The sequence below is a fragment of the Tomitella cavernea genome, assembly GCF_016599145.1.
Taxonomy (GTDB): Bacteria; Actinomycetota; Actinomycetes; order Mycobacteriales; family Mycobacteriaceae; genus Tomitella; species Tomitella cavernae.
Genome location: NZ_JAENKO010000035.1, coordinates 1 through 22,253, shown reverse-complemented (window position 1 = coordinate 22,253; position 22,253 = coordinate 1). Strand labels below are relative to the sequence as shown.

The 22,253-nt window shown below is 71.6% G+C and carries 20 protein-coding genes; 6 read left to right on the top strand and 14 right to left on the bottom strand.

Translation table 11 applies throughout. The annotated features are described in order from the left end of the window. Positions 1 to 99 precede the first annotated feature (99 nt). Positions 100 to 1,068 carry a quinone oxidoreductase family protein gene (locus JJ683_RS12610; protein WP_200174579.1) on the top strand — a complete coding sequence of 323 codons (969 nt, stop codon included), beginning with the start codon at positions 100 to 102 and terminating at the stop codon, positions 1,066 to 1,068. Between the two features lie 32 nt (positions 1,069 to 1,100). Here JJ683_RS12610 and JJ683_RS12605 read toward each other — a convergent pair whose 3' ends face one another. Then, positions 1,101 to 2,045, bottom strand: a complete 945-nt coding sequence (locus JJ683_RS12605) for a heme o synthase (protein ID WP_242474676.1) — start codon at positions 2,043 to 2,045, stop codon at positions 1,101 to 1,103. Positions 2,046 to 2,673: 628 nt separating this feature from the next. On the opposite strand from JJ683_RS12605, the gene tkt reads away from it, so the two are divergent. From tkt to pgl, 5 genes are all read left to right on the top strand, one after another. Further along, on the top strand, positions 2,674 to 4,797 hold the full coding sequence (tkt, locus tag JJ683_RS12600) for a transketolase (RefSeq protein WP_200174574.1): 2,124 nt from the start codon (positions 2,674 to 2,676) through the stop codon (positions 4,795 to 4,797). Between the two features lie 12 nt (positions 4,798 to 4,809). Then, a complete protein-coding gene (gene tal, locus JJ683_RS12595) occupies positions 4,810 to 5,928 on the top strand; it encodes a transaldolase (protein ID WP_200174573.1) in 1,119 nt (372 codons plus the stop codon). A 3-nt stretch (positions 5,929 to 5,931) separates the two neighbouring features. Then, positions 5,932 to 7,590, top strand: coding sequence for a glucose-6-phosphate dehydrogenase (zwf, locus tag JJ683_RS12590; RefSeq protein WP_307810902.1), 1,659 nt, complete (start codon positions 5,932 to 5,934; stop codon positions 7,588 to 7,590). Then, positions 7,587 to 8,492: a glucose-6-phosphate dehydrogenase assembly protein OpcA gene (locus JJ683_RS12585; protein WP_200174572.1), complete on the top strand. Its 906-nt coding sequence runs from the start codon at positions 7,587 to 7,589 to the stop codon at positions 8,490 to 8,492. The genes zwf and JJ683_RS12585 overlap by 4 nt, the downstream gene beginning before the upstream one ends. A 76-nt stretch (positions 8,493 to 8,568) precedes the next feature. Further along, positions 8,569 to 9,279, top strand: coding sequence for a 6-phosphogluconolactonase (pgl, locus tag JJ683_RS12580; RefSeq protein WP_200174571.1), 711 nt, complete (start codon positions 8,569 to 8,571; stop codon positions 9,277 to 9,279). 64 nt (positions 9,280 to 9,343) lie between these two features. On the opposite strand, the gene secG is transcribed toward pgl, so the two are convergent. The 13 genes from secG to ribD form a co-directional block, all read right to left on the bottom strand. Beyond that, positions 9,344 to 9,577, bottom strand: a complete 234-nt coding sequence (gene secG, locus JJ683_RS12575) for a preprotein translocase subunit SecG (RefSeq protein ID WP_182348687.1) — start codon at positions 9,575 to 9,577, stop codon at positions 9,344 to 9,346. Positions 9,578 to 9,789: 212 nt separating this feature from the next. Further along, the gene (gene tpiA / locus JJ683_RS12570; protein WP_200174570.1) at positions 9,790 to 10,575 is read right to left on the bottom strand and encodes a triose-phosphate isomerase; all 786 of its coding nucleotides are present in this window, start codon (positions 10,573 to 10,575) and stop codon (positions 9,790 to 9,792) included. 7 nt (positions 10,576 to 10,582) lie between these two features. Next, positions 10,583 to 11,836 (bottom strand): phosphoglycerate kinase, encoded by a 1,254-nt coding sequence (locus JJ683_RS12565; protein WP_200174569.1) that lies wholly within the window; start codon positions 11,834 to 11,836, stop codon positions 10,583 to 10,585. 20 nt (positions 11,837 to 11,856) lie between these two features. Further along, a complete protein-coding gene (gene gap / locus JJ683_RS12560) occupies positions 11,857 to 12,873 on the bottom strand; it encodes a type I glyceraldehyde-3-phosphate dehydrogenase (protein WP_200174566.1) in 1,017 nt (338 codons plus the stop codon). A gap of 223 nt (positions 12,874 to 13,096) precedes the next feature. Then, positions 13,097 to 14,074 (bottom strand): DNA-binding protein WhiA, encoded by a 978-nt coding sequence (whiA, locus tag JJ683_RS12555; RefSeq protein WP_200174617.1) that lies wholly within the window; start codon positions 14,072 to 14,074, stop codon positions 13,097 to 13,099. 12 nt (positions 14,075 to 14,086) lie between these two features. Beyond that, entirely contained in the window at positions 14,087 to 15,148 is a 1,062-nt protein-coding gene (locus JJ683_RS12550; protein WP_200174564.1) for a gluconeogenesis factor YvcK family protein, read from the bottom strand. Beyond that, a complete protein-coding gene (gene rapZ / locus JJ683_RS12545) occupies positions 15,145 to 16,002 on the bottom strand; it encodes an RNase adapter RapZ (protein WP_200174615.1) in 858 nt (285 codons plus the stop codon). The genes JJ683_RS12550 and rapZ overlap by 4 nt, the downstream gene beginning before the upstream one ends. Before the next feature lie 80 nt (positions 16,003 to 16,082). Beyond that, positions 16,083 to 18,203 (bottom strand): excinuclease ABC subunit UvrC, encoded by a 2,121-nt coding sequence (gene uvrC / locus JJ683_RS12540; protein ID WP_200174562.1) that lies wholly within the window; start codon positions 18,201 to 18,203, stop codon positions 16,083 to 16,085. A gap of 34 nt (positions 18,204 to 18,237) precedes the next feature. After that, complete coding sequence (locus JJ683_RS12535; protein ID WP_307810899.1) at positions 18,238 to 18,789, bottom strand: PH domain-containing protein; 552 nt, start codon at positions 18,787 to 18,789, stop codon at positions 18,238 to 18,240. Beyond that, positions 18,786 to 19,268, bottom strand: coding sequence for a 6,7-dimethyl-8-ribityllumazine synthase (gene ribH, locus JJ683_RS12530; RefSeq protein ID WP_200174561.1), 483 nt, complete (start codon positions 19,266 to 19,268; stop codon positions 18,786 to 18,788). The genes JJ683_RS12535 and ribH overlap by 4 nt, the downstream gene beginning before the upstream one ends. Then, complete coding sequence (locus tag JJ683_RS12525) at positions 19,265 to 20,542, bottom strand: bifunctional 3,4-dihydroxy-2-butanone-4-phosphate synthase/GTP cyclohydrolase II (protein ID WP_200174560.1); 1,278 nt, start codon at positions 20,540 to 20,542, stop codon at positions 19,265 to 19,267. The genes ribH and JJ683_RS12525 overlap by 4 nt, the downstream gene beginning before the upstream one ends. 90 nt (positions 20,543 to 20,632) lie before the next feature. Beyond that, on the bottom strand, positions 20,633 to 21,334 hold the full coding sequence (locus JJ683_RS12520; protein WP_200174559.1) for a riboflavin synthase: 702 nt from the start codon (positions 21,332 to 21,334) through the stop codon (positions 20,633 to 20,635). A 48-nt stretch (positions 21,335 to 21,382) separates the two neighbouring features. Continuing rightward, on the bottom strand, positions 21,383 to 22,253 hold an 871-nt coding region (ribD, locus tag JJ683_RS12515; RefSeq protein ID WP_200174558.1), incomplete at its 5' end, for a bifunctional diaminohydroxyphosphoribosylaminopyrimidine deaminase/5-amino-6-(5-phosphoribosylamino)uracil reductase RibD.

The following is a 22,253-nucleotide window of genomic DNA, read 5'->3' as shown; positions in this document are numbered from 1 at the left end:
GCCCGGCCGACGGTGCCCACCGCGGCGCCCGGCGCACGCGCAGCCGACTGCCCCTCCCGCCCTCTTCTGGACGGCCGGTGCAAGGTGTAGAACGGCATCATGCGCGCAATCCAGATCCTCGAGTACGGCGGGCCGGAGGTCTTGCGTCCCGCCGACCTTCCCCGCCCGCAGCCGGGGCCGGCAGACCTCGCTGTATCGGTCGACGCGGTGGGCGTCAACTACATCGACACCTACTTCCGGACAGGGACCTATCCGCGCCCACTGCCGTTCGTCCCCGGCATCGAGGGAGCCGGCCGCGTCACCGAGGTGGGTGCGGAGGTGCAGGGCTTCGCCGTGGGCGACAGGGTCGCGTGGGCCAGCGGCACCGACACCTACGCCCAGCACGCCGTGGTGCCTGCGGATGTGGCCGTCCACGTGCCGTCGGGCGTCGACGACGCGGTCGCGGCCTCGGCGCTGCTGCAGGGTATGACGGCGCACTACCTGATCACCTCCACGTATCCGGCCCGCCGTGGCGACACCGTCCTCATGCACGCGGGCGCCGGCGGCGTCGGACTGCTGCTCACACAGATGGCGGCCGCGCGCGGCATCCGGGTCATCACCACGGTGTCCACGGACGAGAAGAAGGAGCTCTCCCGCGCCGCCGGGGCGGCCCACGTGCTCCGGTACGGCCCGGAGCTGGCGGACCGGGTGCGCGATCTCACCGACGGCACCGGGGTGGACGCCGTCTACGACGGAGTGGGCCGGTCCACGTTCGACCAGAGCCTCCGGTGCGTGCGGATGAGGGGGACGCTGGCACTGTTCGGCGCGGCAAGCGGGCCTGTTCCGCCGTTCGACCCGCAGCGGCTCAACGAGGCGGGGTCGGTGTATCTCACCCGGCCGACGCTGGCGCACTACGTGGCCGGGCGGGCCGAGCTCGACTGGCGGGCGGGCGCGGTGTTCGCGGCGATCGCTGACCGGACGCTGGACGTGCGGGTGGCGGCGCGGTACCCGCTGGACGACGCCGCGCGGGCGCACACGGACCTGGAGGCGCGCCGCACCACCGGTTCGATCGTGCTGCTGCCCGACTGACGGGCGCCACGGTCCGGCCCCGGCCGGAGAGGTCAGCTTACGAGCGAGGCGACCGTGGGCAGGTCGAGGATCGAATCCACCGCGAGCACGAGGAAGACCGCCGCCAGGTAGTTGTTCGACAGGATGAACAACTTGAGCGGCTGGACCTCGGCGCCGTTCTTGACGCCCTTGTGCAACCGGATGGCCATGCCCAGGAACCACGCCCCGATGACCGCGGCGCCGATGGCGTAGAGCAGCCCGGCGGCGGGGATCAGCGCGAAGGTCGTGAGCACGGTGGCGGCGGTGTAGAGCACGATGCGCCACGTGACCACCTGCGGCTCGGCGACGACCGGGAGCATCGGCACGCCGGCGGCCTCGTAGTCCTCGCGGTAGCGCATGCCCAGCGCCCAGGTGTGCGGCGGCGTCCAGAAGAAGATGATCAGGAACATCACCACGGCCTGCCAGCCGATCGTGCCGGTGACCGCGGCCCAGCCGATCATCACCGGCATGCACCCGGCCGCGCCGCCCCACACCACGTTCTGCGGCGTCCGCCGCTTGAGAACCTTGGTGTAGAAGAGCACGTAGAACGCGATCGTGGCGACGATGAGCAGGCCGGAGAGCAGGTTGGTCATCAACCACAGCCACACGAACGAGCCCGCGCCCAACACCAGGCCGAATACGAGCGCCTGACGCGTAGTGATGGTGTCCGCGGCGAGCGGGCGCTTCTTGGTGCGCTTCATGACTTTGTCGATGTCCGCGTCCACCACGCAGTTGAGCGTGTTGGCGCTGGCCGCGCCCAGGAAGCCGCCGAACAGCGTGGTGAGGATGAGCAGGACGTCGTGCAGGTCCAGCCCGCCGCGGTCCGCCAGCAGCATCGCGGGGATGGTGGCGACGAGCAGCAACTCGATGATGCGGGGCTTGGTGAGGGCGATGTACGCGCCGAACACCTCGCGGACGCGCGTCAGCCGCCCGCGCAGGGTCCGCGGCGCGGAGTCCAGTGCCCCGCGGGGACCCGTGGGAGCGGCCTGGCCGCCTCGGACGCCGGTGTTGTCGCGTCCATGGGCCTGATCCACTGTCCGCACACGTTCTCCTAGTGCTCTCGCCCGGCCTGGATGCGGCGTCGGCGCTCGGCCGGCCGCCACGGAGCGCCGGCCACGGAGGGCCGCTGCTCCCCGTCGCGACCGATCCTCCTCCGTCGCCGTGCTCCGCGCTGCGGAACGCCTGCTTGCGAGGCGTGAATATCGACGTCGATCGACGAGGGAAGGGTTTCGACGCGGCTCCGTGAGCGGCCATACCGGCACCGGCGCACATCTACTACAGAGCATGGTAGTGCCTGGGCTGCGCAACGGAAACTCGCGGGCACCGACGAGCTGCGGATCACAGTCCGCCCGGACCGGCCGGCGGCGGTGGCCGGAACTCGGAATCGACCCCCGCCTGTGCGCGCACTAGTGTGGCAGACGGGGGCGCACCGCCGGTCCCCGGTCGCGCCAGGCCGCCCGCCGGGTTCGGCGTCCGAGGCCCGGGGTCGGCGCCGTACCGCAGACGTCGCCACCGCGAACCCACCCCTACCGCGAACCCACCCCCACCGCGAACCCACCCAACCGCGAACCCAGGAGTCATCCGCACGTGTCGGTTACAGATGAGATCCGCGCCCTGACCGTCCCCGTCCTGCCTGAGGACTGGTCCGAACTCGACGAGAAGGCCGTGGACACCGCACGTGTGCTGGCCGTCGACGCCGTGCAGAAGACCGGCAACGGCCACCCCGGCACCGCGATGAGCCTCGCGCCGCTCGCCTTCGCCCTTTACCAGCGGATCATGCGACACGACCCGGCGGATCCAGCCTGGGCGGGCCGCGACCGCTTCGTCCTTTCCTGCGGCCACAGCAGCCTCACCCAGTACATCCAGCTGTTCTACTCCGGGTACGGCCTCGAGCTGGCCGACATCGAGGCGCTGCGCACCTGGGGCAGCCTCACCCCGGGGCACCCGGAGCACGGGCACACCGCGGGCGTGGAGATCACGACCGGTCCGCTGGGCCAGGGGCTCGCCTCGGCGGTGGGCATGGCGATGGCCGCGCGCCGCGAGCGCGGGCTGTTCGACCCCGACGCGGAAGAGGGCGAGAGCCCCTTCGATCATCACGTCTGGGTGATCGCCTCGGACGGCGATATGCAGGAGGGCGTCACCTCGGAGGCCTCGTCGCTCGCGGGCACACAGCAGCTGGGCAACCTCATCGTCTTCTACGACGACAACGAGATCTCCATCGAGGACGACACGGCGATCGCCTTCGGCGAGGATGTCGCCGCGCGGTACGAGGCCTACGGCTGGCACGTGCAGCGGGTCGAGGGCGGCGAGAACGTCGCCGGGATCCTCGCGGCCGCCGAGGAGGCGCAGGCCGTCACAGACAGGCCGTCGATCATCGTGCTGCGCACGATCATCGGATACCCGGCGCCGAACAAGATGAACACCGGCGCCATCCACGGCGCGGCCATCGGCGCGGACGAGGTCGCCGCAGTCAAGGAGGCGCTGGGCTTCGACCCGTCCGTGAGCTTCGCGGTGGCCGACGATGTGCTCGAACATGCTCGCGCCGTGCGGGGACGCGGCGCGGAGGCGCACGCCGCCTGGCAGAAGGGATTCGACGCCTGGGCCGGGCGCGAGCCCGAGCGAAAGAAGCTGTTCGACCGCCTCGTCGCCGGTCGCCTGCCCGGCGGGTGGGACGCCGCGCTGCCGTCCTGGGACGCCGACACATCCGGGGTCGCCACCCGCAAGGCGTCGCAGATGGTGCTCGGCGCGCTCGGCCCGGTAATTCCGGAGCTGTGGGGCGGCTCCGCCGACCTCGCGGGCAGCAACAACACGACCATCGACGGCGCGGACTCCTTCGGTCCCGAAGCCATCAGCACCTCCACCTACACCGCGCACCCGTACGGCCGCACGCTGCACTTCGGCATCCGTGAACACGCGATGGGGTCGGTACTCAACGGCATCGCGCTGCACGGGCCCACCCGGCCCTACGGCGGCACGTTCCTGGTGTTCAGCGACTACATGCGCCCGGCCGTGCGCCTGGCCGCGCTGATGGGCCTTCCCGTCACGTACGTGTGGACCCACGATTCGATCGGCCTCGGCGAGGACGGCCCCACGCACCAGCCGGTGGAGCACCTGGCCGCGCTGCGCGCCATCCCCGGGCTGGCCGTCGTGCGCCCCGGCGACGCCAACGAGACGTCCGCGGCCTGGCGTGCCACGATCGAGCACCGCGACGGCCCCGTCGCGCTGGCGCTGACCCGCCAGAACATCCCCGTCTTCCCGGGCACCGCGGACGCCGCACGGGAGGGCGTTGCGAAGGGCGGCTACGTGCTGGTCCCAGGCTCGGCGGAGACGCCCGAGGTGGTCCTCGTGGCCACCGGCTCGGAGCTGCAGCTCGCCGTCGTGGCCGGGGAGGCGCTGGAGGCTGCGGGCCACGCGGCGCGCGTGGTGTCGATGCCGTGCCTCGAGTGGTTCCTCGCCCAGCCCGCCGAGTACCGCGACGCGGTGATCCCTCCCGCGGTGCGCGCCCGCGTGAGCGTCGAGGCCGGCATCGCGATGCCGTGGCGCGCTGTCCTCGGCGACGCGGGCGAGGCGGTGTCGCTCGAGCACTTCGGCGCATCCGCCGACTACAAGACCCTGTTCCGCGAGTTCGGCTTCACCACCGACGCGGTGGTGGCCGCGGCCCGGCGGTCGATCACCGCCGCGGCCGGCGGAAACGTCAACGGCGAGGCCTGAGGAGGACCCATCATGCCGACCAACGAACGTCTCAACAAGCTCAGTGCGGCGGGTGTGTCCGTCTGGCTCGACGATCTGTCGCGCGACCGCCTCGAGAGCGGCAACCTCGCGCAGCTCGCACTGACCCGCAGCGTCGTGGGCGTCACGACCAATCCGACGATCTTCGCCGGCGCGCTGTCGAAGGGCACCGCCTACGACGCCCAGATCGCGCAGATCGCCGCCCGTGGCGGCGACACTGCGGACGCGATCCGCGAGCTGACCACGGACGATGTCCGCCGCGCCTGCGACGTGCTGCGCGAGCAGTACGAGGCCTCCGCGCACGTGGACGGGCGGGTCTCCATCGAGGTGGATCCCACGCTGGCCGCGGACACCGACGGCACGGTGGCGCAGGCGCTCGACCTGTGGAAGACGGTCGACCGGCCGAATCTGCTCATCAAGATCCCGGCCACCCCCGCAGGCGTGCCCGCCATCACGCGGGTCATCGCGGAGGGCGTGTCGGTGAATGTCACGCTGATCTTCTCGGTGGAGCGTTACCGGGAGGTCATGGACGCCTACCTGTCCGGGCTCGAGGCCGCCGCGGAGGCAGGCCACCCGCTTGCCGAGATCCACTCGGTGGCGTCGTTCTTCGTCTCCCGCGTGGACAGCGAGATCGACAAGCGCCTCGACGCCATCGGCACCGCGGAGGCCAAGGCGCTGCAGGGCAAGGCCGGCCTGGCCAACGCCCGGCTGGCGTACGCCGCGTTCGAGGAGGTCTTCACCGACACGAACGAGCGGTGGAACGCGCTGGTGGGCCGGGGCGCCACCGTACAGCGTCCGCTGTGGGCGTCCACCGGGGTGAAGAACCCCGACTACCCCGACACGCTCTACATCACCGGCCTCGTCGCCGCTGACACGGTGAACACGGTCCCGGAGAAGACGCTCGAAGCATTCGCCGACCACGGCGTGGTCGAGGGCGACACGGTCAGCGGGCGGGGCGCGGAGTCGCAGGAGGTCTTCGACACGCTGTCCACAGCGGGTGTCGACCTCGCCGACGTCTTCGGCCTGCTCGAGCGTGAGGGCGTGCAGAAGTTCGACGTGTCCTGGTCGGAGCTCATGGAATCGGTGCGCGGCCAACTCGAATCCGCCCGCTGACGGGTGCGCTCCCCCCACACGGGCGACCTGCCCGTCACTCCGCACAACCCACTGCGCGACCCCCGCGACCGGCGCCTGCCCCGGATCGCGGGGCCGTGCAGCCTGGTCATCTTCGGCGTCACCGGCGACCTCGCGCGCAAGAAACTCCTGCCGTCCGTGTACGACCTGGCCGCGGCCGGTCTGCTGCCGCCCGGCTTCGGGCTCGTCGGGTTCGGGCGCCGGGAATGGTCCGACGACGAGTTCCGGCAGTTCGTGCTCGACTCCATCGAGGGGCGCACCCGCGCACCGTTCAGGAGGGCGGTATGGGAGCGGCTGGCCGAGGGGATCCGGTTCGTCGGCGGCGCGTTCGACGAAGACGCCGCCTACGCGCGCCTGGCGGAATCGTTAGCCGGGCTCGACGCGGAACGCGGCACCGCCGGAAACTATGCGTTCTACCTGGCCATTCCGCCGGACGCATTCCCGTCCGTGTGCGCCCACCTGGATGCGCACGGCCTCGCGCAGGAGCGGATCCTGCCGGCCGAGCAGGGCGGCGACAGGAGCGACCGCAGCGGTTCCCCCGGCGAGGCGGGACTGCTCGCCGGCGGGCGCCCCGACGGCACGTCGCCCGGCGAGCGGGACCACTGGCGCCGCGTGGTGATCGAGAAGCCGTTCGGCCACGATCTCGAGAGCGCCCGGGCCCTCAACGGCGCCATCACCGAGGTGTTCGACGAGCGCAACGTCTTCCGCATCGACCACTACCTGGGCAAGGAAACAGTCCAGAACATCCTGGCGCTGCGCTTCGCCAACCAGCTGTTCGATCCGCTGTGGAACTCGCACTACGTCGACCACGTGCAGATCACAATGGCCGAGGACATCGGGCTGGGCGGACGCGCCGGCTACTACGACGGCATCGGCGCGGCACGCGACGTCATCCAGAACCACCTGCTGCAACTCCTTGCGCTCACCGCCATGGAAGAGCCGGTCAGCTTCGAACCGCGCGCCATCCAGGCGGAGAAGATCAAGGTGCTCTCGGCGACGCGACTGGCCGCGCCGCTGTCCGAGACCACGGCCCGCGGGCAGTACGCCCGCGGGTGGCAGGGCTCCGAGCAGGTGTGCGGACTGCAGGAGGAGAAGGGCTTCGCCGAGGGATCCACGACGGAGACCTTCGCGGCGATCACACTCGAGGTGGACTCGCGGCGATGGGCGGGAGTGCCGTTCTATCTGCGCACGGGCAAGCGGCTGGGGCGCCGGGTCACCGAGATCGCCGTCGTCTTCACCCGCGCGCCGCACTTGCCGTTCGACACGACGATGACCGAGGAACTCGGGCAGAACGCCCTGGTGATCCGGGTGCAGCCGGACGAGGGCATCACCGTCCGTTTCGGATCCAAGGTGCCGGGTTCGTCCATGGAGGTCCGTGACGTCAACATGGACTTCAGCTATGGGCAGGCGTTCACCGTCTCCTCTCCCGAGGCTTACGAGCGGCTCATCCTCGACGTGCTGCTCGGCGAGCCGTCACTGTTCCCCGTGGGCGAGGAAGTGGAACTGTCCTGGGCGATCCTCGAGCCCGTGCTCGAGGCGTGGGCGGCCGGCGGTGCGCCCGAGCCCTACGAGTCCGGCGGCTGGGGGCCGTCGTCAGCGGATGCGATGCTCCGCAGGTCCGGAAGGGAGTGGCGGCGCCCATGATCGTGGACCTGCCCGACACCACCACGAAGAACGTGATCCAGCGCCTCTACGAGGTCCGGGAGGCCGGCGGTGCGGTGACCTTGGGTCGCGTGCTCACCCTCGTGGTGGGAATCGGCGACGAGGCCGACACGGAACGGTCCATCGAAGCCGCCAACGAGGCGAGCCGTGAGCATCCGTGCCGCATCATCGTCGTCGTCCACCACTCCCGCTCGGAGCGTACGGTTCTCGACGCACAGATCCGAGTCGGGGCCGACGCGGGCGCATCCGAGGTCGTGGTGCTGCGGCTGCACGGCGCACTGTCTTCCCACAGCGACAGCGTGGTGACCCCGTTCCTGCTGCCGGATACGCCCATCGTCACCTGGTGGCCCGGCGACGGCCCGGACGTGCCGCGGGAGGATCCGCTGGGGCGCATCGCGCTGCGCCGGATCACCGGGCCGTCCACGGCGGAGCCGCGCGACCTGTTGCAGCGGCGGTGGTCGGGCTATGCGAGCGGCGACACCGACTTGGCGTGGCCCGCCATCACGGCGTGGCGCGCCCTGCTGGCGACGGCCGTAGAGCATCCCGAGTTCTCGCCGATCGACCGCGCCGAGGTCACTGGCCCAGCGGACGATCCATCCGCAGACCTGCTGGCCGGGTGGCTGGCCACCGCGCTCGACGTGCCCGTGATCCGGCGCAACGGCGCCGAGGGGGCCGCCCTGCACTCGGGCGACGACACCGTGTCGCTGATGCGCGTTTCGGACACCGTCGCCGTCCTGAGCCGGCCGGGCGAACGGGACAGCCGGGTGGCGCTGGCGCACCGCCATGAGTGGGACTGCCTCGCCGAGGAGCTCCGGCGGCTGGACCCGGACGAGATCTACGAGGACGCGCTGGCAGGCGCAGCGCGCGTCACCTACGAGTCCTGACGGCCGCGCGCCCTCCCCGCGGGCGACCGAACGTACACCGGATCCGCGCCCCCCGGGCGGACGGGAAGGAGCTGGAATGACCACCGAGATCGTCCGCGAAGCCGACCAGGACGGCATCGTCACCGCTGCGGCCGACCGACTCACTGCGCTCATCGCTGAGGCCATCGCGCAACGGGGCCGTGCCCGCGTGGTGCTCACCGGCGGCGGTGCCGGCATCGGATTGCTGGCCGCGCTGCGCACCGCGGACGTCGATTGGCACAACGTCGAATTCTTCTGGGGCGACGAGCGCTTCGTCGCCGCGGACGACCGCGACCGCAACGAACTGCAGGCGCGTGAAGCGTTGCTCGATCACGTGCACGTCGACCAGGCCCTGGTCCATCCGATGCCCGCCGACGACGGCGTCTTCGCCGGGGATGTCGATAGGGCAGCACGCTGGTACGCGGGGCTCGTCGAGCCGGTCGACGCGTTCGACGTGCACCTGCTGGGGATGGGCGGCGAGGGCCACATAAATTCGATCTTCCCGCGCTCGCCGGCCGTGGCGGAGCAGGCGGCCACCGCGATGCCGGTAAGGGATTGCCCCAAACCCCCGCCGACCCGCATCACGCTGACGCTTCCGATGGTGCGGCGCGCCCGGCAGGTGTGGTTGCTGGTGGCGGGCGGAACCAAGGCGGAGGCGGCGGCCGCCGCAATGGCCGGGACGGACGCGGTCGACGTGCCCGCGGCGGGCGCCGTGGGCAGCGAGAAAACCGTGTGGTTCCTCGATGACGCGGCGGCCGTCGCGCTCTGAACACCGAGACGACGCCGGCCCCGGGAACGCCTGAGCGTTCCCGGGGCCGGACCACGTCACGTGGCTACTGGTACTTGACCACCAGGCCGATGCCGATGATGGCGACGAACCAGATCAGTGCGGTGATCACCGTGAAGCGGTTCAGGTTCTTCTCCGCCACCGTCGACCCCGACAGGTTGGAGGCCATGCCGCCGCCGAAGAGGGTGGACAGACCGCCGCCCTTGGCCCGGTGCAGCAGAATCAGCACGCACAGCAGGATGCTGGTCGCGATGACGAGGATTTGCAGGAACAGTTCCATGTGCGGATCAGTGCTGCCCTTCTGGCTTCTGGGTCGTCGGAGTCAGGGTCGTCGGAGTCGGGGTCGTCGGGGTCGGGGTCGAGGCGAATCGGATCGCAGGCGGCCGCTGCGGGCGCGCACGTCGCCGCCGATGTTACCCGCCGCGGGCCCACCTGCAGCGCACCGGCCAAAGGAGCACGTTGCCGCTCTCCCCTGACCGGTGCCGCTCCGGTTCACGGCAGGGGACCGCCCGCGGCGATCGCGCAGAGTGTGGCGAACTCGTCGGCTTTGAGCGAGGCACCGCCGACGAGCGCGCCGTCGACGTCGTCTTTGGTGACGATGTCCCCCACGTTCTTCGCGTTGACCGAACCGCCGTAGAGGATCCGGAGACCGGCGGCCACCGCGTCGGAGGCCAGGCCGGATACGGCCTCGCGGAGGGCAGAGCACACCTCCTGGGCGTCCTCAGGCGTGGCCACACGTCCGGTGCCGATCGCCCAGACCGGCTCGTAGGCGATCACGCACTGCGCGATCTGCTCTGCGGACAGCCCGGCGAGCGAACCGCGGACCTGTTTCACGCAGTGGTCCACATGCTGACCGGCCTCGCGGATCTCGAGCCCCTCGCCCACGCAGACGATGGGCGTCAAGCCGTGCGCGAGCGCGGCGGCGGCCTTCTGCGCCACCGTCGCATCGTCCTCACCGTGCAGGGAACGCCGCTCGGAATGCCCGACGACCACGTAGGTGCACCCGAGCTTGGCCAGCATGGCACCGCTGACCTCACCGGTGTAGGCGCCGGAGGCGTGCACCGAGACGTCCTGCGCCCCGTAGGTGAGGAGCAGCTTGTCGCCCTCCACCAGCGTCTGCACGCTGCGGATGTCGGTGAACGGCGGGATGACCGCGACGTCGACCTTGTCGAAGTACTTCGCCGGCAGTGAGAACGAGATCTTCTGCACCAGCGCGATGGCCTCGAGGTGGTTGAGGTTCATCTTCCAATTGCCGGCGATGAGCGGTGTGCGGGGCATGACGGTCCTACCCTTCGGTGGTCGGTGCGGACGGGGCTGTCGGCGACGGAGCGTCGTCGAGGACGGCCAGGCCGGGTAGCTCCTTGCCCTCCAGGTACTCCAACGAGGCGCCGCCGCCCGTCGAGATGTGGCTGAATCCGTCCTCGGCCAGGCCGAGGGTGCGCACCGCGGCCGCGGAGTCGCCGCCGCCGACCACGCTGAACGCGCCGTCCGCAGTGGCCTCGATGATCGCCTCGGCGATACCGCGCGTGCCCGCGGAGAACCGCTCGAACTCGAACACGCCCATGGGCCCATTCCAGAACACGGTGCGGGCCGCGCGCAGCACCGCAGCGAAGCGGGAGACCGATTCGGCGCCGATGTCCAGGCCCATCCACCCGTCGGGGATCCCGTCGGCGGGCACCGTCTTGGCCTCCGCGTCGGCGGCGAATCCATCGGCGACGACGATGTCGCACGGCAGGTGGATGACGTCAGCGAAGCGGTCGAGCAGGTCCTTGCAGGTGTCGACCATCTCCTCCTGCAGCAGCGAGGATCCTACGGGCAGTCCCTGCGCGGCGAGGAAGGTGAAGCACATCCCGCCGCCGATCACCAGGGTGTCGAACTTGGGTGCGAGCGCTTCGATCACCGCGAGCTTGTCCGACACCTTGGAGCCGCCGAGCACCACCGCGTTGGGCCGCTCGGCGCCCTCGGTGATGGTGCGCAGCACGTCGACCTCGGCCGCCACGAGCGTGCCCGCGTAGTGCGGAAGCAGCTTCGCGACGTCGAAGACGGAGGCCTGCTCGCGGTGCACCACGCCGAAGCCGTCCGACACGAACGCGCCGTCGCCGCCGGTCAGCGCGGCGAGCTCGCCTGCGAGCGCGGCACGCTCGGCCGCGTCTTTGCTCGTCTCCCGCGGGTCGAACCGGATGTTCTCCAACAGCATCACATCGCCGTCGGTGAGCCCCTCGGCGCGCGCCTGCGCGTCGATGCCCACCACGTCGGCCGCCAGCTGGACGTACCTGCCGAGCGCGTCGCCGAGGCGGGCGGCCACCGGGGCCAGGGACAGCGCCGGGTCGACGGCACCCTGGGGCCGGCCGAGGTGCGCCATCACGATGACTTTGGCCCCGGCGTCCGCCAGCGCGGACAGCGTGGGCACCGAGGCGTCGATGCGCCCGGCGTCGGTGATCGTGGCGCCGTCGAGCGGCACGTTGAGGTCGGAACGCACCAGCACGGTGCGACCCTCGACCCCCGCCGCCAGCAGGTTCTGCAGTGTCTTGACAGTCATCGCCGCAGAGTCCTCCCGGATCAGAGCGACTTGCCGACGAGGTCGACGAGGTCCACGAGCCGGTTGGAGTAGCCCCACTCGTTGTCGTACCAGCTCACGACCTTGATCTGGTCGTCGATGATCTTGGTCAGCGGGGCGTCGTAGACGCTCGAGTGCGGGTCGGTGACGATGTCCGACGACACGATGGGGTCGGTGCTGTACTTGAGCACGCCCGCCATCGGGCCCTCGGCGGCGGCCTTCATCGCCGCGTTGACCTCGTCGAGGGTCGCCTTGGTGCGCACGTTGACGGTGAGGTCGGTGACCGAGCCGGTGGGGATCGGGACCCGCAGCGCATAGCCGTCCAGCTTGCCCTGCAGCTGCGGCAGGACCAGGCCGATGGCCTTGGCGGCGCCGGTGCCGGTGGGCACCACGTTGACGGCGGCGGCGCGGGCGCGGCGCAGGTCCTTGTGCGGGCCGTCCTGCAGGTTCTGGTCCTGCGTGTAGGCGTGCACGGTGGTCATCAGGCCTTTCTCGATGCCGAAGGAGTCGTCGAGGACCTTCGCGATGGGACCGAGGCAGTTGGTGGTGCACGAGGCGTTCGAGATGATCGTCTGCGAGCCGTCGTACTTGTCGTCGTTCACGCCCATGACGACGGTGAGGTCCTCGCCCTTGGCAGGGGCGGAGATGATGACCTTCTTGGGGCCGCTCTGCAGGTGGCCGCGCGCCTTGTCGCCGTCGGTGAAGATGCCGGTGGACTCGACGACCACGTCGACGTCGAGGTCGCCCCACGGGATGGCCGCCGGGCCCTCCTTGATGGCGAAGGCCTTGATACGCCGGGTGCCCACGACGATCTCGTCGCCCTCGAGCGCGACCGGCTCGGGGAACCGGCCCAGGATCGAATCGTACTTGAGCAGGTGGGTGAGGACGGCGGGGTCGGTGAGATCGTTGACCGCGACCACCTCGATGCTGGTGTCGCCCTTGGCGCGCTGTGCCTCGACGGCGCGGAAGAAGTTGCGGCCGATGCGGCCGAATCCGTTGATGCCTACCCGGACAGTCACTGTTCGCTCCTTACATAGCCGTATCGGTGCCGCCGGCGGGCAGGCTGTGCCGTCGGCGGCCCCTAGGCCGAGTTCTTCTTCGGTCGGTCTTGCTGCGGTACACCCCGGACGCGGCGCGCCCTGCCGGGGAAGCTCAGTGCGCTCGCGTCGATCCTAGTCGGTCGCCTGCGGCGCCCTGACCGAGCATCGCCGCGGCTCGCGCCGCTCCCTGACACGGCCCCATTCAAGCCTCATCGAGCAGCTCGGGGGTGACCGCGGACTCGGTGTCCGGGATGCCGAGTTGGGCGGCCTTGCGGTCCGCCATCGACAGGAGCCGTCGGATCCGGCCGGCGACGGCGTCCTTGGTCATCTCCGGATCCGCCAGCTGCCCGAGCTCTTCGAGCGACGCCTGCCGGTGCTTGATACGCAGCTCGCCGGCCTCGGCCAGGTGCGCGGGCACTTCGTCGCCGAGGATCTCGAGAGCCCGCCCCACCCGTACCGCGGCGGCCACCGCGGCACGCGCCGAGCGGCGGAGGTTGGCGTCGTCGAAGTTGGCGAGCCGGTTGGCGGTGGCGCGCACCTCGCGGCGCATGCGGCGCTCCTCCCAGACCATGCGCACCTCGTTGACACCCATCCGCGTGAGCAGCACGCCGATGGCCTCTCCGTCGCGCACCACCACACGGTCGGCGCCGCGGACCTCGCGGGCCTTGGCGGAGACGCCGAGCCGCCGGGCCGCGCCGACGAGTGCCAGCGCGGCCTCCGGTCCCGGCGCGCCTACCTCCAGAGCCGACGACCGCCCGGGTTCGGTGAGCGAACCGTGCGCGAGGAACGCGCCACGCCAGGCGGCCTCCGAATCGAGCACGCTGCCCCCGACGACCTGCGGCGGCAGACCGCGCACCGGCCGGCCGCGCTGGTCGAGAAGCCCGGTCTGCCGGGCCAGGCCCTCTCCGTCGCGGCCGACCCGTACCACGTACCGGCCCGACTTGTGCAGACCGCCGGGGCTGAGGACGCGCACCTCGCAGGAATAGCCGTACAGGTCGTGGATGCCCTTGCGCAGCCGCCGGGCGGTGGCGCCCAGGTCCACCTCGGCCTCCACCACCACCTGGCCGCCGACGATGTGCAGCCCGCCGGCGAAGCGCAGCAGCGACGCGACTTCGGCGCGCCGTGCGCTGGTGTGGGTCACCACCACCCGGGCGAGTTCATCTTTGACATCGGCTGTCATCGCCACGATGCGTCAGTCCCCTTCCGTTCCGGCCGCGGGCCGCTCCGGACCGGCGGTGTGCAGCGTGCGTTCTGAAGTGGTGGTGCGTTCCGAAGTGGTGACGTCCGTGCCCGGCAGGTCTATGCCGGCGAGCGCGGCGAGCGCATCGGCGAGACGTCCTGGCTCGTGGGTGAACGTGCCGGGCACGGCGAGTTCGCGGTAATGCACGGCGGCGCCGAACCTGTCCGCGGCGCGTCCGACGTTGTCGCGTTCCCCTTGCGCGTGCACCGCCGCCGCGTCCGCCAGCACCGTGTCCACCCGGAAGTCCGGCGCGTGCTGGGCCAGCACCTGCAGATGGCGTTCGGTGGAGAACCCCGCCGTTTCGCCCGGCTCTGCGGTCAGGTTGAGCACCACCACTTTGCAGGCGGTCGATTGCTGGAGCGCCGCGTACAGCTCCGGCACCAGCAGATGCGGGATCACGCTCGTGAACCAGGAGCCCGGCCCCAGCACGACGACGTCCGCCGCGCGGATCGCGCGGACCGCCGCGGGGACCGCCGGGGGGTCGGCCGGGAGCAGCCGCACCCGCCGCACCCGCCCGGGCGTGGTGGCCACGGCGACCTGGCCGCGTAGCGTGCGCACCACCCGCGGGTCGTCCTCGAGCCCCGTCACCTCGGCGGCGATCTCCAGGGGCACCCGCGCCATGGGGAGTACCGCGCCCTGCACGCCGAGCACGCCCGCCAGCTCGGCGAGAGCGGCCACCGGGTCATCGAGCAGCTCGGTGAGCCCGGCGAGCACGAGGTTGCCCACCGAGTGCCCCGCGAGCGCTCCGTTGCCGCGGAACCGGTGCTGGAGGAGGTCCGTCCACAGGCCGCCGCGCTCGTCCGGCGCGGACAGTGCCGCCAGCGCCATGCGCAGGTCACCCGGCGGGATGATGTCGAGTTCCGAGCGGATCCGCCCGGACGAGCCGCCGTCGTCTGCGACGGTGACCACCGCCGTCACATCGTCGCTGAAGCGGCGCACCGCGCTCAGGGTGGCGAACAGGCCGTGTCCGCCGCCGAGGGCCACCACCGACGGGCCGCGCGGGTCGCGGGTCATTCGCGCCCCAGATCGCGGTGCACCACGCCCACCCCTAGCGCCGGGTTCTCCGCCAGCAGCGCTCCCAGCGCTTCCGACATCGCCACGCTCCGGTGCTTGCCGCCGGTGCAGCCGATGGCGGTGGTGACGTAGAACTTGCCCTCGCGCTGGTACCCGTCGATGGTCAGCTGCACCAGCCGGCTGTAGGTGCGCAGGAACTCCGCGGCGCCCGGCTCGGCCAGCACGTAATCGCTCACAGCGGCGTCGCGCCCGGTCAGCCCACGCAACCCGTCCACCCAGTAGGGATTGGACAGGAAACGCACGTCCGCCACCATGTCGGCGTCGGTGGGCAGGCCGTACTTGAAGCCGAACGACTGCACGGTCACGCGGACGGTGCGCGGCTCGGACCCGCCGAAGAGGGTCTCCATCTTCTCCCGGAACCTCTGCACCGACGACGACGAGGTGTCGATGACGACGTCCGCGGACATGCGAAGGGTGGCCAGCATGGCCCGTTCCGCCGCGATCGCCTCGGCAAGGGTGCCCGAGTGCTGCAGCGGATGGCCGCGCCGCACCTGCTCGAAGCGGCGCACCAGCACGTGGTCCGACGCGTCGAGGAACAGGACCCGTGGCGCTCCCCCGCGGGCGATCACGTCGTCGCCCACCGCGTCCAAGTCACCCGAGAACGTCTTGCTGCGGACGTCGACGACGACGGCCAGCCGCTCGATGCGGGTGCCCTCGCTGAGGCCGTAGTCGACCAGGGTGGGGACCAGCTGCGGCGGCACGTTGTCCGCCACGTACCAGCCGAGGTCTTCGAGCAGCTTGGCGGCCGTGCTGCGCCCCGCGCCGGACAGACCGGTGACGAGCAGCACGTCCATCGCGGTGGCGGAAGAGCCGACGGCGGGACCTGCGGCGGCGGGACCTGCGGCGGCGGGACCTGCGGCGGGTGTCGCGTCACTCACTGGGCGGTCTCACCTGTCCGTTCGATCGTCTCGGCGGCATCGTCCTTCTCCCCGACCTCAGTGGGCGGGTCGGCCGGCGTGCCGGGGGCATCGGTTGCGGGGTCATCGGTTGTGGGGCCGCCGTGAAGGTGCTCGGCGATGGTCCGGGCCGTCGCCGCGCCGATACCCGGCACCTGCGTCATCTCGTCAACGGTAGCCTCTCGCAACCGCGCGAGCGACCCGAAATGGCGCACCAGTGCGGTACGCCGCACCTCGCCGAGCCCCGGGACGGCGTCGAGCGCCGAGGCGGTCATCCTGCGGGACCGTTTGCTGCGATGGAAGCTGATGGCGAACCGGTGCGCCTCGTCGCGCACCCGCTGCAGCAGGTACAGCGCCTCGCTGCCCCGTGGCAGGATCACCGGCTCGTCGTCGCCCGGCAGCCACACCTCCTCGAGCCGCTTGGCCAGGCCGGCCAGGGCGACGTCGGTGACTCCGAGTTCGTCGAGCACCTCGGCCGCCGCCGCCACCTGGGGGGCGCCGCCGTCGACCAGGTAGAGGTTGGGCGGATAGGCGAAGCGGCGGGGCCGGCCGGTGGCCGGGTCGATGGACGCCTCCGGCGCCAGATCACCGCCGTCGGCGTCACCGTTGTGCGCGCCGCCGCCGTCCGGTCCGCCGGTGCCCGCGTCCGTCTGCGCGTCCGCCCGGTGCCGTTTGAACCGCCTGCGTGTCACCTCGGCGATGCTGGCGACATCGTCGGAGTGCCCGTCGCCGGCGGCCTCCTTGATCGCGTAGTGACGGTAGTCGGACTTCTTGGCGAGCCCGTCCTCGAACACCACCAGCGAGGCGACGACGTCGGTCCCCTGCACGTGGCTGATGTCGACGCATTCGATTCGCAGCGGGGCGTCGTCCAGGTCGAGGGCGTCCTGGATGCCCTGCAGCGCGGCGCTGCGCGTGGTCAGGTCGCCGGCGCGCTTGAGCTTGTGCAGGGCGAGCGCCTGCTCGGCGTTGCGCCGGACCGTTTCGGCCAGATCCTTCTTATCGCCGCGCCGGGGGACGCGGATGCGGACGGCCGTGCCGCGGATCCCGCCGAGCCAGGCGGACAGCTGGCCGGCGTCCGCGGGCATCTCCGGGACGAGGATCTGGCGCGGCACGACGCCGCGCGCGTCCGCCTCGTCCAGGCCGGAACGGCGTGCCTGGTCGGACTCGCCGCCGTAGAACTGGGTGAGGAACTGCTCGACAAGCTCGGGAGACTCGGCGCTCTCGACCCGTTCGACCACCCACCCGCGTTGCCCGCGCACGCGGCCGTCGCGCACGTGGAACACCTGCACGGCCACCTCGAGGTCGTCGTAGGCGAAGGCGACGACGTCGGCGTCGGTGCCGTCCCCGAGCACCACCGACTGCTTCTCCAGCGCCTTGTGCAGTGCCCCCAGGTCATCGCGCAAACGGGCGGCGCGTTCGAAGTCGAGATCCTCCGAGGCCTCGAGCATCTTGCGCTCGACCTGTTTGATCAGCCGCGTGGTGCGGCCGGCGAGGAAGTCGCAGAAGTCGTCGACGATCGCGCGGTGCTCGTCCACCGACACCCGGCCCACGCAGGGTGCCGAGCACTTGCCGATGTACCCGAGCAGGCAGGGGCGGCCCAGCTGCTGGTGGCGCTTGAGCACGCCCGTCGAGCAGGTGCGGGCGGGGAACACCCGTAGTAGCTGGTCGAGGGTCTCGCGGATGGCCCAGGCATGCGAGTACGGGCCGAAGTAGCGGACCCCTTTGCGGCGGGGGCCCCGGTAGACGAACAGGCGCGGGATCTCTTCTCCCACGCTCACCGCGAGCATCGGGTAGGTCTTGTCGTCGCGGTACCGCACGTTGAAGCGGGGGTCGAACTGCTTGATCCAGTTGTACTCCAGCTGCAGCGCCTCGACCTCGGTGCCCACGACCGTCCACTCCACCGATCCGGCGGTGGTCACCATGCGCCGCGTCCGCGGGTGCAGCGTGGACAGGTCGGCGAAGTAGTTGCTCAGCCTGTTGCGCAGGTTCTTGGCTTTGCCGACGTAGATGACGCGGCCGTCGGGGGCGCGGAACTTGTAGACGCCGGGCTCGGTGGGGATGGTGCCCGGGGCGGGGCGGTAGGTGGTGGGATCCGGCACGGCTCCAGGCTATCGCGTCACCCGCCGCGGGCCGCTACTTCTGGCCGTCCGCCGGACGCCCGGTCCCGTCCGCGTACAGCCGCTGCAGGGCGCGGAAGCGCTTGACCGACTCCACCGACCGGCCCCGGTCGTTGATCTGCACGGCCAGCACGGGCACGTATTCGTCGTCGGGAAGGTCGATGCGCGCCCACGACGCGCCCTCCGGGAACGCGATCCGCTGGACGAGGTCCCAGGGGATGAACTTGTCGCTGAACAGGTTCCGCACGGTGACTCCCGCCGGACCCACGCGCAGCCGCGGGCGGGTGAAAAGGAGCGCCGCGCACCCCATCAGCACGCCGATCAGCGCGATGGAGATCTGGTCCCATACGCGGAAGTGCACGCCGGTGTCGGCGACCCGCAACAGCGAGCCGAGCACGGTGAACACCACGACGAGGAACGCGGCGACGGCGATCGCGTACAGGCTGCTGCGCCGGGACCGCGCCACCATGTCCCACTGGAGCCGGTCCGGGTCGGCCGTGTCGGCCGCCCGCGCCCGTCCGCCGCCCGTCTCCGCGTCGTCCACCATCGATCCGCCCTCCACGGTCATGCCGCTCCGTCCCGCAGCCGCCGCAACGTGGTAGCCACGTCGAGCGCCGCCATCGTCGCCTCGCCGCCCTTGTCCTCGATCGACCCGGGCAGCCCGGCGCGGTCCAGCGCCTGCTGTTCGGTGTCCGTGGTGAGGACTCCGTTGCCGACGGGGGTCGACTCGTCGAGGGCGACGCGCGTCAGCCCCGCCGTCACCGCGTCGCACACGTACTCGAAGTGGGGCGTGCCCCCGCGGATCACCACGCCCAGCGCCACGACGGCGTCGTGCGTGCGCGCCAGTTCCTGTGCCACCACAGGCAGTTCCACGGCGCCGGCGACGCGGACCACGGTGGGCCCCGCCACTCCGGCCATGTCCGCCGCGCGCAACGCCCCGGCCAGCAGCGCGTCGTTGATCTCCCGGTGCCAGTGGCCCGCGACGATGCCGAGCCGCAGCCCCGCCGCGACGGAGCCGTAATCGACCGGCCTGCCCTCACCGCTCATGCCGGCCCCCCGTCGCCGGCGGTGACGACGCTCTCCGCGCCGGACGCCGTGGGGTCGAAATCGTCCAGCCCGATCAGATCGTGCCCCATGCGGTCGCGCTTGGTGCGCAGGTAGCGCAGGTTCTCGGCCGTCGCACGCACCGGCATCGGCACCCGCTCGGTGATGGTGAGCCCGTAGCCGCCCAGTCCGACCCGCTTCGCGGGGTTGTTGGTGAGCAGTCGCATCGACTTCACGCCCAGATCCACCAGGATCTGGGCGCCCAGGCCGTAGTCGCGGGCGTCCGCCGGCAACCCCAACTCCAGATTGGCGTCCACGGTGTCGCGGCCGGCGTCCTGGAGCTGGTATGCCTGCAGCTTGTGCATCAGGCCGATGCCGCGCCCCTCGTGCCCCCGCATGTACAGCACGACGCCGCGGCCCTCGTCGGCGACCATCTGCATGGCCGCGTCCAACTGCGGGCCGCAATCGCAGCGCAGCGAGCCGAACACGTCGCCGGTGAGGCACTCCGAGTGCACGCGCACGAGCACGTCGGCCCCGTCGCCGATGTCGCCGCACACCAGCGCCACGTGTTCGACGTCGTCGTGCACGCTCTCGTAGCCGACGGCGCGGAACGCGCCGTGCGCGGTGGGGATGCGGGCGTCGGCCACGCGCGTGACGTGCTTTTCGTGCTTGCGCCGCCAGCTGATGAGGTCGGCGATGGAGATCATGGCCAGTTCGTGCTCGTCGGCGAAGACGCGCAGCTCGTCCGCGCGGGCCATCTCGCCATCGTCCTTCTGGCTGACTATCTCGCAGATCGCCCCGGCCGGACGCAGCCCCGCGAGCGCGGCGAGGTCCACCGCGGCCTCGGTGTGCCCGGGGCGGCGCAGGACCCCGCCCTCCTTGGCCCGCAACGGCACCACGTGGCCGGGGCGGGTGAAGTCCTCGGCGCCGCTGCCGCCGTCGGCGAGCATCCGCATGGTGCGGGCGCGGTCGGCAGCGGAGATCCCGGTGGTCACGCCCTCGCGCGCGTCGACGGTGACGGTGTAGGCGGTGCCGTGCTTGTCCTGATTCACCGTGTACATCGGCGGCAGCGCCAAGCGTTCGCAGTCGGCCCCGGTCAGCGGTACGCACAGGTACCCGGAGGTGTAACGGACCATGAACGCGACGAGCTCGGGGGTGGCCTTCTCCGCGGCGAAGATGAGATCGCCTTCGTTCTCGCGGTCCTCGTCGTCGACCACGACGACCGCCTTGCCCGCGGCGATGTCGGACACCGCCCGCTCAATGCTGTCGAACCTCACGCAACGCTCCCATGGCAGCTCGTGGTCTCGCCCCGCGCACGCGCTCACGGCTTGACACCCGTGGACACCGGTGGGTGCCCCGATTCCCGACTATGAGGGTAGGCCCTGCGGGCCCGGTGCGGCCGCACCGGCTCCCAGAAGGCGTTCGACGTACTTGGCGATGACGTCCACCTCCAGATTCACCCGGGTGCCGGCGGCAGCGGTCCCCAGCACGGTCGACGCCAAGGTGGTGGGGATCAAAGACACCTCGAACCAGTCCTGACCCGCCTCGTCGACGCCCAGCGCGCTCACCGTGAGCGAGACGCCGTCGACGGTGATCGAGCCCTTCTCCACCACGTAGCGCGCGGACGGCGTGGGCACCGCCACCCGCACGACCTCCCAGTGCTCGTACGGAGTGCGGGAGACCACGGTCCCCACGGTGTCGACGTGGCCCTGCACGATGTGTCCGCCCAGCCTGGACGAGACGGCGGCGGCGCGTTCGAGGTTGACCGGGCTGCCCACGCGCAGGTCGCCCAGCGACGAGCGGGAGAGCGTCTCGTGCATCACGTCGGCGGTGAACGCGACGGCCCGCGTCCCGCCGGCTCCGGCGCCGTCCCCGCCGGTCGCCGCGCGCTCTGCCGCGCCGGGCTCCAGCAGGTCGACGACGGTGAGGCACACCCCGTTGACGGCGATCGAATCGCCGTGGCCGGCGTCCGAGGTGACCAGCGGCCCGCGCACGGTGAACCGCGACGAGTCGCCCATGACGGCGACCGCGGTGATCTCACCGACCTCTTCGATGATTCCCGTGAACAATCGCGTGGTCCTCTCGTTCGCCGGCGGTCGGCACGACCGCCGGCACGGTCACTGTCCGGTCACCCGATCGTAGGTCAGCAGCAGGTCGTCGCCGAGCGCGCGCACCGCAGTGCGCCGCAGCCGCAGCGCGTCGCCGATGCTGAGGGCTCCCCCGCCGGCGACGGCGAGCTGCCCGTCGCCGAGCAGCGCCGGCGCTAGATACTGCTCGACACGGTCGACCAGGTCGGCAGCGAGGAACGCCCCCGCGAGCCGCGGCCCGCCCTCGACCTGCACGTCGCAGCAATCGGCGGAGAGGCGCTCGATCACGCTTGCCGGGTCGTGGCCGGGGATGACGAGCGTGCGCGCGGCGGAATCGAGAATCCTGCTTCCCGCGGGTACGGGCCGGTCGCCCACGACCACCCGCAGCGGCTGGTGCGCGCGAAGCGAGCCGTCGGGATTGCGGGCCGTCAGCGCCGGGTCGTCCGCGAGGACGGTGCCGGTGCCGACGAGGATGGCGTCGACCCGGGCGCGCCGCTCGTGCACCTCGGCGCGCGCCGTTTCGCCCGTGATCCAGCGGCTGGTGCCGTCGGGCGCCGCGACCCGCCCGTCGATGGTCGTGGCGATTTTGAGCGTGACCTCCGCCCGTCCGGTGCGCTGCCGGTGCAGCCACGGCCGCAGCGGCCCGGCCTCCACGTCGGCGGCCGACACGCCGCCGACCACCTCGACCCCTGCCCGGCGCAGCGTCTCCGCGCCCCCGGATGCTTGCGCAGTGGGATCGGCGATCGCGAAGACCACCCGCGCGATTCCGGCCTCGATCAGGGCGCGGCTGCACGGCCCGGTACGGCCGGTGTGATCGCACGGCTCGAGCGTGACGACGGCGGTGCCGCCGCGCGCCCGGGCCCCCGCCTGCGCCAGTGCGGCGGCCTCGGCGTGCGGGCCG